General features: G+C 45.1%; 12 protein-coding genes. 5 read left to right on the top strand and 7 right to left on the bottom strand.

The window, feature by feature from the left end; translation table 11 throughout:
- Positions 1–7: 7 nt before the first annotated feature.
- The gene (locus R7E42_RS03430) at positions 8–2416 is read left to right on the top strand and encodes a beta-mannosidase (RefSeq protein ID WP_318072345.1); all 2409 of its coding nucleotides are present in this window, start codon (positions 8–10) and stop codon (positions 2414–2416) included.
- 101 nt (positions 2417–2517) lie between these two features.
- Here the strand turns inward: R7E42_RS03430 and R7E42_RS03425 are convergent, their stop codons facing one another.
- Positions 2518–2772 (bottom strand): hypothetical protein, encoded by a 255-nt coding sequence (locus R7E42_RS03425; protein ID WP_176319136.1) that lies wholly within the window; start codon positions 2770–2772, stop codon positions 2518–2520.
- Between the two features lie 167 nt (positions 2773–2939).
- On the opposite strand from R7E42_RS03425, the gene R7E42_RS03420 reads away from it, so the two are divergent.
- Together R7E42_RS03420 and R7E42_RS03415 are read left to right on the top strand one after the other, a co-directional pair.
- Positions 2940–3299, top strand: a complete 360-nt coding sequence (locus tag R7E42_RS03420) for a DUF6559 family protein (RefSeq protein WP_206957457.1) — start codon at positions 2940–2942, stop codon at positions 3297–3299.
- 137 nt (positions 3300–3436) lie between these two features.
- A complete protein-coding gene (locus R7E42_RS03415) occupies positions 3437–4471 on the top strand; it encodes an ABC transporter substrate-binding protein (RefSeq protein WP_047102765.1) in 1035 nt (344 codons plus the stop codon).
- Between the two features lie 106 nt (positions 4472–4577).
- On the opposite strand, the gene tyrS is transcribed toward R7E42_RS03415, so the two are convergent.
- The 4 genes from tyrS to ppsA form a co-directional block, all read right to left on the bottom strand.
- Entirely contained in the window at positions 4578–5837 is a 1260-nt protein-coding gene (tyrS, locus tag R7E42_RS03410) for a tyrosine--tRNA ligase (protein WP_042523265.1), read from the bottom strand.
- A gap of 82 nt (positions 5838–5919) precedes the next feature.
- Positions 5920–6726 carry a helix-turn-helix transcriptional regulator gene (locus R7E42_RS03405; protein WP_318072358.1) on the bottom strand — a complete coding sequence of 269 codons (807 nt, stop codon included), beginning with the start codon at positions 6724–6726 and terminating at the stop codon, positions 5920–5922.
- Between the two features lie 193 nt (positions 6727–6919).
- On the bottom strand, positions 6920–7699 hold the full coding sequence (locus tag R7E42_RS03400) for a hypothetical protein (RefSeq protein ID WP_005373824.1): 780 nt from the start codon (positions 7697–7699) through the stop codon (positions 6920–6922).
- A 170-nt stretch (positions 7700–7869) separates the two neighbouring features.
- Positions 7870–10242: a phosphoenolpyruvate synthase gene (gene ppsA / locus R7E42_RS03395; protein ID WP_005373822.1), complete on the bottom strand. Its 2373-nt coding sequence runs from the start codon at positions 10240–10242 to the stop codon at positions 7870–7872.
- 251 nt (positions 10243–10493) lie between these two features.
- Here ppsA and R7E42_RS03390 point away from each other — a divergent pair, with 251 nt between their 5' ends.
- Positions 10494–11330, top strand: a complete 837-nt coding sequence (locus R7E42_RS03390) for a pyruvate, water dikinase regulatory protein (protein WP_005373820.1) — start codon at positions 10494–10496, stop codon at positions 11328–11330.
- A gap of 76 nt (positions 11331–11406) precedes the next feature.
- On the opposite strand, the gene ansB is transcribed toward R7E42_RS03390, so the two are convergent.
- Both ansB and R7E42_RS03380 read right to left on the bottom strand, forming a co-directional pair.
- Positions 11407–12471: an L-asparaginase 2 gene (ansB, locus tag R7E42_RS03385; protein ID WP_213885425.1), complete on the bottom strand. Its 1065-nt coding sequence runs from the start codon at positions 12469–12471 to the stop codon at positions 11407–11409.
- Positions 12472–12841: 370 nt separating this feature from the next.
- Positions 12842–14098 carry an adenylosuccinate synthase gene (locus R7E42_RS03380; protein WP_005387066.1) on the bottom strand — a complete coding sequence of 419 codons (1257 nt, stop codon included), beginning with the start codon at positions 14096–14098 and terminating at the stop codon, positions 12842–12844.
- Between the two features lie 105 nt (positions 14099–14203).
- Between R7E42_RS03380 and R7E42_RS03375 the strand changes: the two genes are divergently transcribed.
- A complete protein-coding gene (locus R7E42_RS03375) occupies positions 14204–15073 on the top strand; it encodes a LysR family transcriptional regulator (RefSeq protein WP_005373812.1) in 870 nt (289 codons plus the stop codon).
- The last annotated feature ends 19 nt before the right edge of the window (positions 15074–15092 follow it).

The following is a 15092-nucleotide window of genomic DNA, read 5'->3' as shown; positions in this document are numbered from 1 at the left end:
TAACTCGATGGCTCACTTCGAACTTAACGGGCAGTGGATGCTTACCTCGCCACAGCGCCCCAATCTTGAAATTCCAATGTTTATTCCGGGCGATAATGTGTCGGCGCTTTTACAAGCAGAGCAGATTCCAGATCCTTATTTTGCCGATAATGAAAACAAAGTTCGATGGATTGAAGAGTGTGAGTGGCATATCTCACGTGAGTTTGAAGTCGACGCGTTTACGTTGTCTGCCAAGCAAATTTGGATGACGCTAACTCGTGTCGATACATTGGCAACCTTCTATGTTAATGGTGAGCTAGCACTAACGTGCAGCAACATGTTTACCCAGCAACGTGTGGATATTAAACCGCATTTAAAGCAAGGTACTAACACGATTCGGATTGAGTTTGCTCGGGCGGATTTAGAAGGTATCGCAAGAGCAAAAAAACTGCCATTTCCTATTCCATCGGCAATGGGCAACAACCAAATTCCACACATGAACTTGATCCGCAAAACACAATGCCATTCCGGATGGGACTGGGGCACTTGCTTGATGGTATCGGGTATTTACGACCCCATTCAAATCGACATTGTGAATGAGCTTTGGCTCAAAGGCTTCTCGACAGAGCAGCAATGGCAAGCCGATGGGAGTGTGTTTCTTGATGTAGTAGTTGAAGTGGAAACGGACAGTCAACGCCATGAAATGATGGTTGAATTTAATGGTGAGCGTCAATGTATTAAAACAAAAGGAAGTGGTCACTATCATTGCCAGTTCCACATTTTGGAGCCTCAACGCTGGTGGCCATCGGGTTATGGCGAAGCGTATCTCTATCCCATTTCCATTTCTTGCAGAGAGCAAAAGTTAACGCACAACATTGGTTTGCGTCAGTTAACCCTAAATAACCAAGCTGATGAGCACGGCTCTGCAATGGAATTTATCGTCAATGGCGTACCGATTAATGCTAAAGGTGCCAACTGGATCCCTATTGACGCAATGCCGGGGCGAGAGTACGAAACACGTTATCGCAACCTTTTGCAAAGTGCGGTTGACGCCAACATGAACATGATTCGCGTATGGGGCGGTGGTCAGTACGAGAGTGAAACCTTTTATAACCTTTGTGATGAACTTGGCTTGTTGGTGTGGCAAGACATGATGTTCGCCTGCTCGTTGTACCCATCAAACGACGAGTTTTTAAAAGACGTAGAAGAAGAACTTAGATTCCAAATCCCGAGGCTTAAGAAGCACCCATCAATCGCACTTTGGTGTGGTGACAATGAAGTGATTGGAGCTATTGGTTGGTATGACGAATCTAAGCGCAGCAAAGTCAAATACACGGTTAACTACGATCGCCTCAACCGCATGATTGAGAAGGAGATTACCGAGCAAGATAGCACTCGCCGTTTCTGGCCAAGTTCCCCATGTAATGGTGAACTGGATTTCGGTGATGCGTGGCATGATGATAGTAAAGGCGATATGCACTTTTGGGACGTTTGGCATTCAGGAAAATCATTCAGTGCCTACATTGACGTGAATCCTCGTTTTTGCTCTGAGTTTGGTTTTCAATCTTGGCCATCTTTTGCCGAAGTTAAGCGGTTTGTCCCTGAGCAAGACTGGAATATTACATCCCCAACTTTCGAACAACATCAGAAGAACCCTCGAGGTAATAGTATTATCATAGAGATGTTCACGCGCTATTTTCGTTTTCCCTCTGGATTTGAGAGTATGCTGTATTTAAGTCAAGTTCAGCAGGCAATCGCGATCAAAACTGCATGCGATCATTGGCGTGCCATTTCTCCAGTTTGTCGCGGCATGCTGTACTGGCAACTCAACGACAATTGGCCTGTCAGTTCTTGGTCTAGTTTGGAATACAGTGGTCGATGGAAGCAGTTGCACTACCATGCAAAACGCTTTTTTGCGCCGCAGTATTTGGTATTTTCCGAGCATACAGGCGAGTTGAGCCTACATTTGCTCAATGATGCCAAAGAGTCCGCAAGCGTCAACGCACTGCTCAAGTGGGTAGATTGGCAAGGGGAAGAAAAGCAATGTTGGAGCTTAGAGCAAACAGTCATAGCAGACAGCAATACGATTTTGTGGCAGTTGGATGAATTGATCGAGAAGGATGAACTTACGTCAGGCTTCTTCTATGTTGAAGCGCAAATCGGTGAAGACAGAATATGCAACACATGGTTTAGTACTCACGAGCTAAAAACCTTGCCGATAGCGAAAGCCAATATAGGTGTCTCTATTGAAGGGAGGAAAATTACATTGATTGCGGATAAGCCTGCGTTTTTTGTTCATTTGGAGAGTGATGCTGATGGAAGGTTCAGTGACTCTAGTTTTACTCTGTTGGACAAGGTTCCAATGACGGTTGAGTATTTAGGTGATGATGTTTCAGGTATGCAGCAGTCGTTGAGGGTATACCACCTTAATGATTAAAGCGAGTATAGAACATCTACATGCTGACAACTAAAAAGGGAGCGTTTGCTCCCTTTTTAGTTATTAAGTATCCGTTATTAAGCTCAGGTTGAGACAGAAGTTTATTTAAGTTTCTGATGGACCCGATAGCTAACGACAAAGCCAATGTAGAATAGTGCAGCAAGAGTAATCATTGCCGTCGCGTACGCCAGTAGGCTGTTTAACCCTAAACCAAAAGCCAGAGTGAAGGCGATACCATGAATGGCTTCCGCAGGGATTCGGTACCAAGCAGCGTGGACGGAAGATCCGAAGAGGATAAAGGTACTAAGTAAGACAATCGTGCCGCCTATAAAGCCGACCCATCTGCTGTTGTTCATGTTGCAGTCTCAGGGGTTACCAAGGTAACGTAACAAAATATTTCAGAATCGTATTATACAACCGATCATTGCGAAAAGCGCTAGAGAAATTTCGCGGATAAAACAGAGTGTTTTAATTCGAACAAAAGAATACGACCATAGCCAACTTAATACAGGAATAACAAAACATGTTGAGATTTATACAACGTCGTCGCATTAAGAAAGTGATTAAGCTAATGAGTACCAGATTGATAGTGGGATACGGTAGTCGTGAGTACTTTTCGGTTGGTCAGGTAAAGACGAGCACCAGCGAGTTAAGCGCGTGCCAACAAAAAATTGCGTTGGCATTATATGCGGATCCGCAAGATCTTGATTTGGAAAATCAACCAGAGTTGCAAGCAATACGCTCAGACGTGGCGCATGATTTCTTTTCTGGTGCCGATTATACCGCTCAAGATGTGCTTAATTTACTCGGCTCTGGTGGCTGGAAAGGTGGCCGAATGGAAGATGGAATGTCTCATCATTTTGGTATGCACAGTCGCTATTAAAAACATGCGTTAATTTTATAAATTCGATAAATATTTTTGCTGTTAAAGATTAATTAAATTTTCTTTCAATTGGGTAACAATTACCTAATTATGCACCCGAATCCCAGCGCGTCGCTGGACTGGTTGGATTGCATACCATGAAATTAATCATCAAAGGATTGGGGCTGAGTGCTCTTGTGCTCAGCATGTTTGCTCATGCAGATAGCAAAACGTTGAACGTTTATGCATGGGGTGGCTATTTGCCGGAAGCATCGTTAAAAGCGTTTGAAAAACAAGAAGGCGTTACGATTAATTATTCGACCTTTGAGAATAATGAATCAATGTATACCAAGCTAAAATTGCTAAAAGGTTCTGGTTACGATGTGGTTTTTGCTTCTGCGTACTTCATTGAAAAAATGGGTCGAGAAGGACTGCTTTCGAAAATAGATCACGCTCAAGTGCCAAACATGCAAGACACAATGGACGGCTTACTTGGCCAAGCGCACGATCCTAAAAATGATTACTCGCTGCCTTATATTTGGGGCATTACCGGGATCAGCTACAACGAATCCATGGTTGAGCAACCAGTGACCAAATGGGCAGACTTATGGGAGTCTCAATACGAACAACAAGTCATGCTGATTGATGACGTTCGCGATGTGTTCGGTATGGCGCTGAAGAAAAATGGCCATAGCGTGAACACAAAAGACGAAGCAGAAATCGAGCAGGCTTTTGATTCTCTAGTCGCGCTGAAAAACAACGTATTACTGTACAACTCAGATGCGCCGCAAGTCCCTTACGTGTCCGGTGAAACATCGGTCGGCATGCAATGGAACGGCAACGCATTCCAAGGACAGGTTGAAATGCCTGAGCTGAAGTTCGTGATGCCGGAAGAGGGCGCGGTATTGTGGATGGACAACTTCACTATTCCGTCTGGCAGTAAAAACAAAGCATTGGCGCATAAATTTATTAACTTCATGTACCAATCAGAGAACCAAGCGGAAATCGTGACCAGTTTGGGTTATGCGTCGGCAACGAACGCTGGGCGTGACAAATTGCCAGAAGAGTTGAAAAATAACCGTACTATTTTCCCTTCATCAGAAGACATGAAAAAAGGCGAGTTTATTAATGATGTTGGCGCAGAAACGTTAGCGATTTACGAAAAGTACTGGCAACGTTTAAGAACGCAATAAGCAACGCCTTTGCCTATTGTTAGGCTTAAAATCGTTCAAATTTGAATTCCCCTCATCACGAAAGCGGTGAGGGGAATTTTTTATGGGCTTTGTACTTCGAGTGTTACTACGCGGCACGCTTCACGAGGCAGAAGTGCTTTTTACCGCGTTGCAGTAACCAATATTGATCAAACAGTGGGAAGCTCAAACTTGGGTTATCAGCCGCCACTTTTTCACCGTTTACACTGATGGCGTTGTTGCTGATGTGTTCGCGTGCAACACGCTTCGAGCTTGCTAAACCCGACTCAATCAACAGCTCAACCAAATCTTGCTGTGCGCTCTCAATGCTTGGTAAACCATCCAACTCCAATTGTTTTAATTCACCCAAACTCAGTTGTTGCACATTACCGCTGAATAAAGCTTGAGTGATGCGCTCGGCGCTAGCTAGGCCTTCTTCGCCATGAACAAATCGCGTCATTTCCTCAGCGAGGATACGTTGTGCTTGTGGCTTACCTTGGCTTGCTTGGTCTTGCGCTTCAATGCTGGCAATTTCTTCGCAGCTCAAGAACGTGTAGTAACGCAGGAAGTGGTAAACGTCGGCGTCTTCTGCGCCAAGCCAGAACTGGTAGAACGCGTAAGGAGAGGTCTTGCTAGGATCTAGCCATACTGCACCACCTTCAGTTTTGCCAAATTTGGTGCCATCGGATTTGGTGATCAGCGGCAGAGTTAAGCCAAATACTTGCTCACCATTTTGACGGCGAGTTAAATCGATCCCGCTGACGATGTTTCCCCATTGGTCATTGCCACCGATTTGCAAACGGCAACCGTATCGACGGTTTAGCTCGGCAAAATCGTACGATTGCAGTAGGGCGTAGCTAAATTCGGTGAAGGAGATACCTTGGTCAGGTCGTTGCAGGCGTTGTTTTACCGATTCTCGATTGACCATAGTATTGATCGAGAAGTGCTTACCCACATCGCGGAAGAAGTCGATCACATTGATCGCTTTCATCCAGTCAGCGTTGTTCACCATGATCATCGGCTTGGTCAGTTGGTGATTCATCAACTGCTGAATTTGATTAGAAAGATCGTTAACCCAGCCTGAGACGATTTCCTCTGAGTTCAGACTGCGCTCAGTCGCTTTAAAGCTTGGGTCGCCAATCATGCCCGTTGCACCGCCAATCAAGGCAACAGCTTGGTGTCCGGCATCTTGAAAGCGCTTAAGCATAATCAAAGGCACGAGGTGGCCGATATGCAAGCTGCCAGCTGTAGGATCGAAGCCGCAGTAAACGGTTTGTGGCTGTGAGAGAAGTGTCTGAATTTCTTCCAAATCGCTGGCTTGTGCAATCAAGCCACGATCTTGTAAATCTTGCAGTAATGGTGTCGTCATTCTTTTTGTCTGTCTTAGTGGTTGTTACATTCAGACTAAAACGCGACACCTTTTCTCGATATATCCCTTAAGGGACAGTTTTTTATCTTGAATGGAGAATGAGGTGATTGAGGAAAAGCTGGAATAACTCACTCAATGAAGACACATTTAATTGCGAGTAAATTCGCTTTCGATGATTTTTGACCGTGCCTTGAACTAAGTGTAACCGCGCGGCAATTTCTTTGGTGTCAAACCCTTGAGCGAGAAGCGAAGCCACCTCTTGTTCGCGACGGGTGAGTGATTCTACGCCAAACGTTGCTAAAGCTTGCTCAATGGCTAATCGCATACTGCCAGAATAAGCACTCTGTGCAAAAACAGGCTCAGAAAAGGTAAATTCCGTTTGTTTCCAATGCTGCTGACTAAGCGACTGAATTATCGGGAAATAGGGCTTTAGCTTATTGATTTGTTGCTGAGAAAAGTATTTTCCATCAGTCATATATCCGAAGTACAGCATGACCCAACGGCCAGATTCAACTTCGACTAGCATGCTAAGCTCGTCTTTCCACCCTGTTTGATGATAGAACTGCTCGCAGTATGAGGTGAAGTCAACGCCTTTACGCGCCACGTCTTTGAGCGTAAATACGCCTTGTTGCTTTGTCTCGTTTAGTTTGAGAAAAAAAGGGTCATTTTGAAATGAGTCAGTAAGGTAGCGTTGAAAAAGTAACTCTCGCTCGTTCTCAATTGAGTCGTAGAGATAAATAGGATGTTTACCTTCTCGGTAACCTAAAATAACTGCGCAATCAAAATGAAAAAGAGTGCGAATGACACGCATAAGTTTAGGAGTAAAGTTAGGCGTGTTAAGAGCAGAAATTGCTTCTGCTAGCAGATTATTAAAGTTATTGTCAGGCATGGGATACCGAATTGCAGGTGGTTTTGCGCAAGCATAACCAAAAGCAATCCAACGAGAAAGGGAAGTCGCCATCTTCTGGTGACTTCCATAGAGAAAGTTGCGTAAGTGCTCAGTTTTGAGGAATCATATCCCCGTTAACTTATTGATAAGGGTGCATAACAACGATTTTATTTGTGCAATTAGTTGCTATGCATTACTGCGAGTTAGTGAGCTCTTCGTTAACCCAATATTTAGAACCAGACACGTTAGCATCGATGAGCAAACCTTTAGCGTTCAACTGATAGACGGCGACGCCGCTGTTAAATTGTTTTGAAAGTTGCTCTGAATCTTCGCCCGCAACAGCAGAGGCTTCACTTGTGGCCTCCCATCCTTCGTTGACGAACGTATCAAAGTCTTCTTTGCTCTCAAACAGAACCACTTGTTGGTAAAATTTGCCGCCAGCCCCAAGTGCAACGCCCAAACCAAACATATTCATATAAGTGCGTTCTTCTGTTTCCTTATTCACTGCGACTCCTGACCCTGAGTTGGTGTGAAACAGCAAAGATAATTTACGAGAATCAAAGACCGCGTAGCCGTACGCGTTGTCGTAAATAGCTTTTGCCTCCGGCTTTTCATTAAATAACTTGAGCAAAGCGCTATCTGCCATTAAGTCCACGGCTTGGCGAGCTTCTTCTGGCGTATCGCCTTCCATCAGCTCATCAATTTTTTTGTCGGCAGCATCTATCCATTCTTTGCTTTTCTCGATGCTGGCTTCTGTCCATTCGCCTGCGGTATTGATCGCTTCCTCGGACCAATTCGTGAAATCTTGCCACGCTTGTTTTGAAAACGCTTTGGTGTCGTCCCAAGCATCTTGTGCAGTATCAGAAACTGCGTCGCCAAGCTCAGACATTTTATTGGAAATTTCATCCCAATCGGCATAAGCAGGGGATGCCAGGAGCATCAATGTAGTAAGGAGTGCGATAGGCTTTTTCATCAAATTCTCTCTGGAGTTATCGATATACCATTCATTTTAGGTCATCAGACTTTGATAATGAAATTGACTAAATGACGAACTTGAGAGAGGAATCACGAACTGATTGTGAAATGACATGTGAATAACAAAGCCCTCACAAGGGGAGTGTGAGGGCTAGAGTTTATCGTGTGTTACTTGCTGCTAACTTTACCTAGTTTTAACCAAGTATCGATAACCGTATCTGGGTTTAGTGATACAGAGCTAATTCCTTGATCCATTAGCCATTCCGCTAGGTCGTCGTGGTCTGATGGGCCTTGACCACAAATACCAACGTATTTGCCTGCTTTTGTTGCCGCGTCAATCGCCATCTGAAGCATCACCTTAACCGCTGGGTTGCGCTCATCAAATAGATGTGCAACATCGCCAGAGTCACGATCAAGTCCAAGCGTTAACTGAGTCATGTCGTTTGAGCCAATCGAGAAGCCGTCAAAGTACTTCAAGAACTCATCGGCAAGGACCGCGTTGGATGGCAGTTCGCACATCATGATGACTTTAAGACCCTGATCGCCACGGCGCAGATCAAACTTCGCTAGCAAATCAATCACTGATGCAGCTTCGCTTGGTGTACGCACAAATGGGATCATGATTTCAACGTTTTTCAGACCCATTTCGTTACGAACGCGTTTGATTGCTTGAGTTTCTAGCTCGAAGCAGTCTTCAAACACTGGAGAAATGTAACGAGACGCGCCACGGAAGCCAAGCATTGGGTTTTCTTCATGCGGTTCGTATGCTTTACCGCCAACCAAGTTGCTGTATTCGTTAGACTTAAAGTCAGACATACGAACAATAACGCGTTTCGGCCAAAATGCCGCAGCAATGGTTGCGATACCTTCTGTCAGTTTGCTTACGTAGAAATCGATAGGATCTTTGTAACCACGAATACGCTGAGTGATTTCTGCTTTTAGCTCATCGCTTTGTGCATCAAAGTTAAGTAATGCTTTCGGGTGGATACCAATCATCTTATTGATGATGAATTCAAGACGAGCAAGACCAACACCTTCATTTGGAATTTGTGCGAAGTCAAACGCACGATCAGGGTTACCCACGTTCATCATCACTTTTGTTGGTAGCAGTGGCAGTTCATCAACAGAAGAGCGTTTTACATCAAATTCAAGTTCACCTTGGTAAACGTAGCCCGTTTCACCTTCAGAACAAGATACGGTCACGGTTGCACCATCGGTTAACTTGCTTGTCGCATCGCCACAGCCAACGATTGCAGGAATACCAAGCTCACGAGCGATGATGGCTGCGTGGCAAGTACGGCCACCACGGTTGGTTACGATTGCAGATGCTTTTTTCATCACTGGTTCCCAATCTGGGTCAGTCATGTCTGTAACTAGCACGTCACCTTCTTGGACTAAAGACATTTGGTCCAGAGAGTCAACCAAGCGAACCACGCCTTTACCGATGCGCTGACCGATTGCACGACCTTCAACTAAAACATCCGCTTTGTTTTGTAGCTCGTAGCGCTCAATCACGTTTTGTTCCGTTTGTGAACATACGGTTTCAGGACGCGCTTGAACAATGTACAGCTTGCCATCAATGCCATCTTTTGCCCATTCAATGTCCATTGGACGCTGATAGTGCTTTTCGATGATCATTGCTTGTTTTGCGAGCTCTTTAATCTCGTCGTCGTTCAATGAGAACGTGTTGCGCTCTTCATCAGAAGTATCAACGATATCAACTTGTTTGCCGATTTCTTGGTTATCTGAGTAGATCATTTTGATCAACTTAGAACCAAATGTTTTCTTAACGATTGGGTGTTCGCCTGCTTCAAGCATTGGCTTGTGAACGTAGAACTCGTCAGGGTTTACTGCACCTTGAACGACCATCTCGCCTAGACCCCATGAAGAGGTGATGAAGACAACTTGGTCGAAACCCGATTCAGTGTCTAGTGTAAACATAACACCCGACGAGGCTTTATCTGAACGCACCATTCGTTGGATACCCGCAGATAGCGAGATGCCACGGTGGTCGAACCCTTGGTGAACGCGGTAAGAAATCGCACGGTCGTTAAATAGAGAAGCGTAAACGTGCTTAGTTGCTTCTAGTACTGCGTCGATGCCTTTCACGTTCAAAAACGTTTCTTGCTGACCAGCAAAAGAAGCATCAGGTAGGTCTTCTGCCGTAGCAGATGAACGAACTGCGACTGAAAGCTCAGGATTGCCTTCGATCAGTTCTTGGTAATTTTCACGAATTTCTTGTTCAAGGTCCGCAGGGAAAGGGGCCTCTAATACCCATTGACGAATGTTTGCACCTGTCTTACGCAGAGCTTCTACATCTTCAACGTCTAGTTCATCGAGTAATTGGTGAATACGCTCATCCAAACCTTCGTGGTCAAGGAATTGGTTAAACGCGTATGAGGTTGTCGCAAAACCATTTGGTACAGAAACGCCTGCGTTTGCTAGGTTAGAAACCATTTCGCCAAGTGAAGCATTCTTACCGCCGACTTTGTCGACATCATCCATGGATAGGCCATTGAACCAGAGGGTGTTCTTTTGCATGTCTTTCTCCAGAAACATTGCAGCTTAGTAGGGGGACTTAAATCGATCTAAACAAACGCATGTTGGCTGTTATTACACGTTGACCATACATTGCTTCATTTAGATTGATATCAAAGGCAAACGATTACGTTCTGGCTGAAAAAAATTCAAAAGAATTTTTAAAGCTGTGGTGAACCTAACTGAAAGCCAAACTGATTTATTAATATTATGTGTACCATCCTACTCAAAAGATTTTGAAAAATTAAACAGAAATGCAAATAAATAACCAAAGTCGTGATGTGTTCTATGTTTCTGACGGTACGGCGATAACATGTGAGACATTAGGGCATGTTGTTCTCGGTCAATTTCCGTTCATTCCTAACGAAAAAACCTTTCCGTTTGTTGAAAGCCAGGACAAAGCTACTGACGTAGTCAAAGAAATTGAAACTTCCTACCAGCGCAATGGCGTCAAACCTCTGGTCTTTTTCTCAATTGTCGTTCCAGAAGTACGTGAAATGCTGCTTGAAGCGCCGGCATACAGTTACGATGTTTTGGAAAGCATTGTGCAGAAAGTGCAAGACGACATTCAGATGGCACCAAAGCCTAAGTTGCAGCGTTCTCGCAGCGTGGGGAAAGATTCCGATACCTATTTCGACCGTATTGCGGCCATTGAATATACATTGGCGCATGATGATGGCATTACGCTAAAAGGGTTGGAGCAAGCTGATATCATCTTACTTGGCGTGTCGCGCAGTGGAAAAACGCCGACTAGCTTGTATATGGCGATGCAATTTGGTTTACGTGTTGTGAACTATCCGTTTATTGCGGAAGATGTGAAGATGATGCGTTTGTTACCTGAGTTTGAGATCCATCGTCATAAGTTGTTTGGGCTGACGATCGATCCCGAGCGCTTGACTGAAATCCGTGAGAATCGTTTGTCTGGAAGTGATTACGCTAGCACAGAGCAGTGCAAGCTGGAGCTAGACACTGTTGAGGCGTTGTTTAGAAGAGAGGCGATCCCATATATCAATACGTCCTCTCTGTCTGTTGAGGAAATTACTACGCGTATTCTGGAAAAAGCAGGAATGAAGCGTCGCTTGTTTGGCTAACAAGAGACGCTCATGTCGCTATGTGTAAGAGGAGGTAAGGTGTGTACCTCCTCTATCAAATGAACCTTAGACAGAATTAATAGTATTGGAACATCTTTTGGATGTCTTGATAGTTTTTGGTCTGAGTCAGTGACAGCATCAGTAAGATACGTGCTTTTTGCGGGTTCAATGTACCAGCGGCAACAAAGCCGTATTTTTCGTCATCAATTTCAGCATCCAAAGTGGTTGAGCCGCTAGGCGTTCGGGAGCTTCTTACAACAACAACGCCATCTTTACTCGCTTTCTCTAGCTCATCAAACACAGTGTGGTACAAGTTACCATTACCGACACCAGCACTTACGATGCCGTCAAACTTCGCATCCACAAAGGCTTTCACTGGCAAATTGGAGGCATTTGCATAGTTATAAACAATACCGACCTTAGGCAACTTAATAAGCTTTGATACATCGAATGGGGTTTCTGTCGTATGTTTACGCTCTGGGCTTCGTTGATATTTGGCATCGCTATTATGAATGTAGCCGATAGCACCAAAGTTGGGTGACTGGAAAGTGCTGACGGAGGTTGTATTGGTTTTTGTCACATCTCGCGCATCGAAAATCGTGTCATTCATTGCGACTAGCACGCCACGTCCTTCTGAATCTTCATCGGTGGCTGTTACGACTGCATTGTATAAGTTGACTGGTCCATCAGCACTCATTGCGGTGGAAGGACGCATTGCACCGACGATCACGACAGGCTTTTTGCTCTTGACGGTCAGATCAAGGAAGTAAGCGGTTTCCTCTAACGTATCCGTACCATGAGTAATGACGATGCCGTCAACATCATCTTGAGCGAGTAGCTCATTAACTCTTTTCGATAATTTTAGCCACACTTCATCATTCATATCTTGTGAACCGATACTGACCACTTGCTCTCCAGAAATATCGGCAATCTTGGTCATACTCGGCACCGCAGAAATCAATGATTCAACGCCGACTTTACCTGCTGTGTAGTTTGATTCTGTTGCAGATTGACCTGCGCCTGCTATGGTGCCGCCAGTGGCAAGAATTTTAATGTTCGGAAGATCGGATTGCGCGAAAGACAAAGAACTAAGGCACAAACCAAGGGTTATCGTACTGAGGCGGAAAAGATTTTTCGTCATGGGAATCACCTGCTGTTAGGTTGGATGTTGGGGAACTCATCTATCCTAAAAACAGCGGGTTAGATTTTTTGAGTACTAGTTCAACAAATTGCAGATGAAGATCGTGATCAACTAATCACTTAAAGAATATCAAATCAACCAGTTAACCTAATTGACGTGCTTCTTTAACAAGTGAGATGTGCTAGTAACGTGCACAACGTGTTAAGTCCTATAATTTATTGATTTATAAATAAAGGAGGTAGGAGTCTCGTGATGAGGTTATTAAACATGAATTCAGCCGTGCAATTTTCCAAAGTTTACAGTGTAAAAAAAAGCGGCTTTACCCCGGAACAGATAAAAGCCGCTTGCCAATGATGTGTTAATTCACATCTTATCGCATAATCATTTGTTCACGACCAGGACCCACAGACACCATTTTTACTGGTACGCCCATGAGTTCCTCAATGCGTAGAACGTATTTCTGTGCTGCTACTGGAAGCTCTTCAAACTTACGACAACCTGTGATGTCCTCGCTCCAGCTTTCCATCTTCTCGTAGATTGGCGCAAGAGAGGCAGTTTGAGGCCAGATTGGGTTTTTGCTGTGGTCGCCTTCGTAGCCAACACAGATTTTCAGATCGTTAAGGCCAGTCAAACAGTCTACTTTCGTTAGTGCAATTTCAGTTGCGGCTTGCAGTTCAACGCCATTCTTCGTAGCGACTGCGTCGAAGTAGCCCATGTCGCGTGGACGACCCGTAGTTGCACCGAACTCGCCAGCAAGTTCGCGGAAAGCGTCTTGCTCTTCCATTGCAGTGATCAACGTACCAGTACCTACTGATGAGCTGAATGCTTTTGCAACCGCAATAACGCGTTCAGGACGAAGTGCCGGAAGGCCACTACCGATACCCGCGTACATTGATACAACGTTAGAAGATGTTGTCCAAGGGTACTCACCGTAAACAAGGTCACGACCCGCGCCAAGCTGCGCTTCGAACAATAGAGTTTTGTCTTTCGCTTGTAGTTCTTTTAGAGGAAGCGTTACGTTGCAAATTGAATCGCGCCAAGGTGCAGAGACTTCTAGCAGCCAGTTCGCCAGTTCTTCAGCGGTTTGTTCAAACTCGAACGTCGGGTAAAGTGCACGCAGTTGCGGCAGTTTCCAATCCATCATGAATTGAAGGCGTTCAACCAATACTTCTGGTTGCTTCAACCAACCAACTAGGATGCCTTTCTTCATTACGCGGTCACCATACGCAGGTGCAATACCTTGACGAGTTGAACCGTATGCTTTGTCGCCTAAACGTTGTTCTTCTAGCGTATCTTCTAGTGCGTGTAGAGGTAGACACAGTGTTGCGCGATCAGAGATGCACATATTCACTTTTACGCCCGCTTCTTCAACTTCCGCAATCTCCTGAGACAGCAACGCAGGGCTGATGACCATACCCGGACCTAACACTGCCAAACAGTCTGGGTTGAATACGCCACTTGGTAGCTGGTGCAGCTTAAACGTACCTAGATCGTTAACCACGGTGTGACCCGCGTTGTTACCACCTTGGAAACGAATGCTCGCAGAAGCTTGCTCTGCCAAAAAGTCAACGATGCGGCCTTTGCCTTCATCACCCCAGTTTGCACCCACAACAACGATAGACGACATAATTTAATCTCCAAAAACAGATGCAAAAATCTTAAGACGTTCGCCATAATAAGAGAAATTAATTATACTCATTAACTTGATAAGAATCTCATATCGGAATTGGCAATGTTAGATTTGAACTGGCTGCGAACCTTCGTCACTCTTGCAGAGGTAAAACACTTTGGTAAAACAGCGACGGAACTGCACATGACGCAGCCGAACGTAAGTTTGCATATCAAGCAGTTGGAGCAAGCCACGCGCACGAAATTGATTGAGCGAAATCCCGTGCAGTTGACGCAAGCGGGGAAGCGTTTGTTAGCTACGGCGCAGCGGATGCTCAATGAGCTGCAAATTTGTCAGTCAGATCTCAATGCCATCAACGATCTTACGCAGGGGACGCTTTCTATTGCGGCGAGCGATATTGTTTCACGTTTACTGCTTATCAAACCATTTCAGCAATTCAAAAGTGAATATCCGGGGATCGACTTGGCATTGTTCAACACCACATCTTCTCAAGCGGTGGATTTGGTGAAAAGTGCGCGTGCCGATATCGGCTTTGTTATCGCACAAAAAGAGAGTCAACCGCTGCATTTCACGCCTCTCACGCAAATTCACTGGTGTGCGTTTGGCGATAACATTTTTGAGTGGCAAGACAATCGAAAAGAGAGCCAGACGCTAATCCTGCTAGGGCACGATACTCGAACCCGAGAGCTGATTGATGCGTCTTTACCTGAGCTAAATCTGCCTAAGCATCGCGTGATGGAAGTGGGCAGTGTAGAAGCACAAATCGACTGGGCGGAAGCGGGGTTTGGGACTGCTATTGTGCCGGATTTCTCGCTCGATCCGAGATTAAAGCTTTCTCGTGAAGTTACGCCTTTGCCAAGTTTTCCAAACACTGATTTCGGCTACATCGTGCGTCAAAATCAGGTGTTATCCAAAGCGGCAAAACAGTTGTTGGCTTGGGTTGGCGAGAATGTGTCGGTGGTTGAGGGCTAAGACGATGAAAGAAAAGGCC

The sequence above is a fragment of the Vibrio sp. Vb1337 genome (assembly GCF_033338715.1).
In the GTDB taxonomy this organism is placed as follows: domain Bacteria; phylum Pseudomonadota; class Gammaproteobacteria; order Enterobacterales; family Vibrionaceae; genus Vibrio; species Vibrio alginolyticus.
The sequence above is the reverse complement of the archived record's forward strand: the minus strand, read 5'-3'. Positions and strand labels throughout refer to the sequence as shown.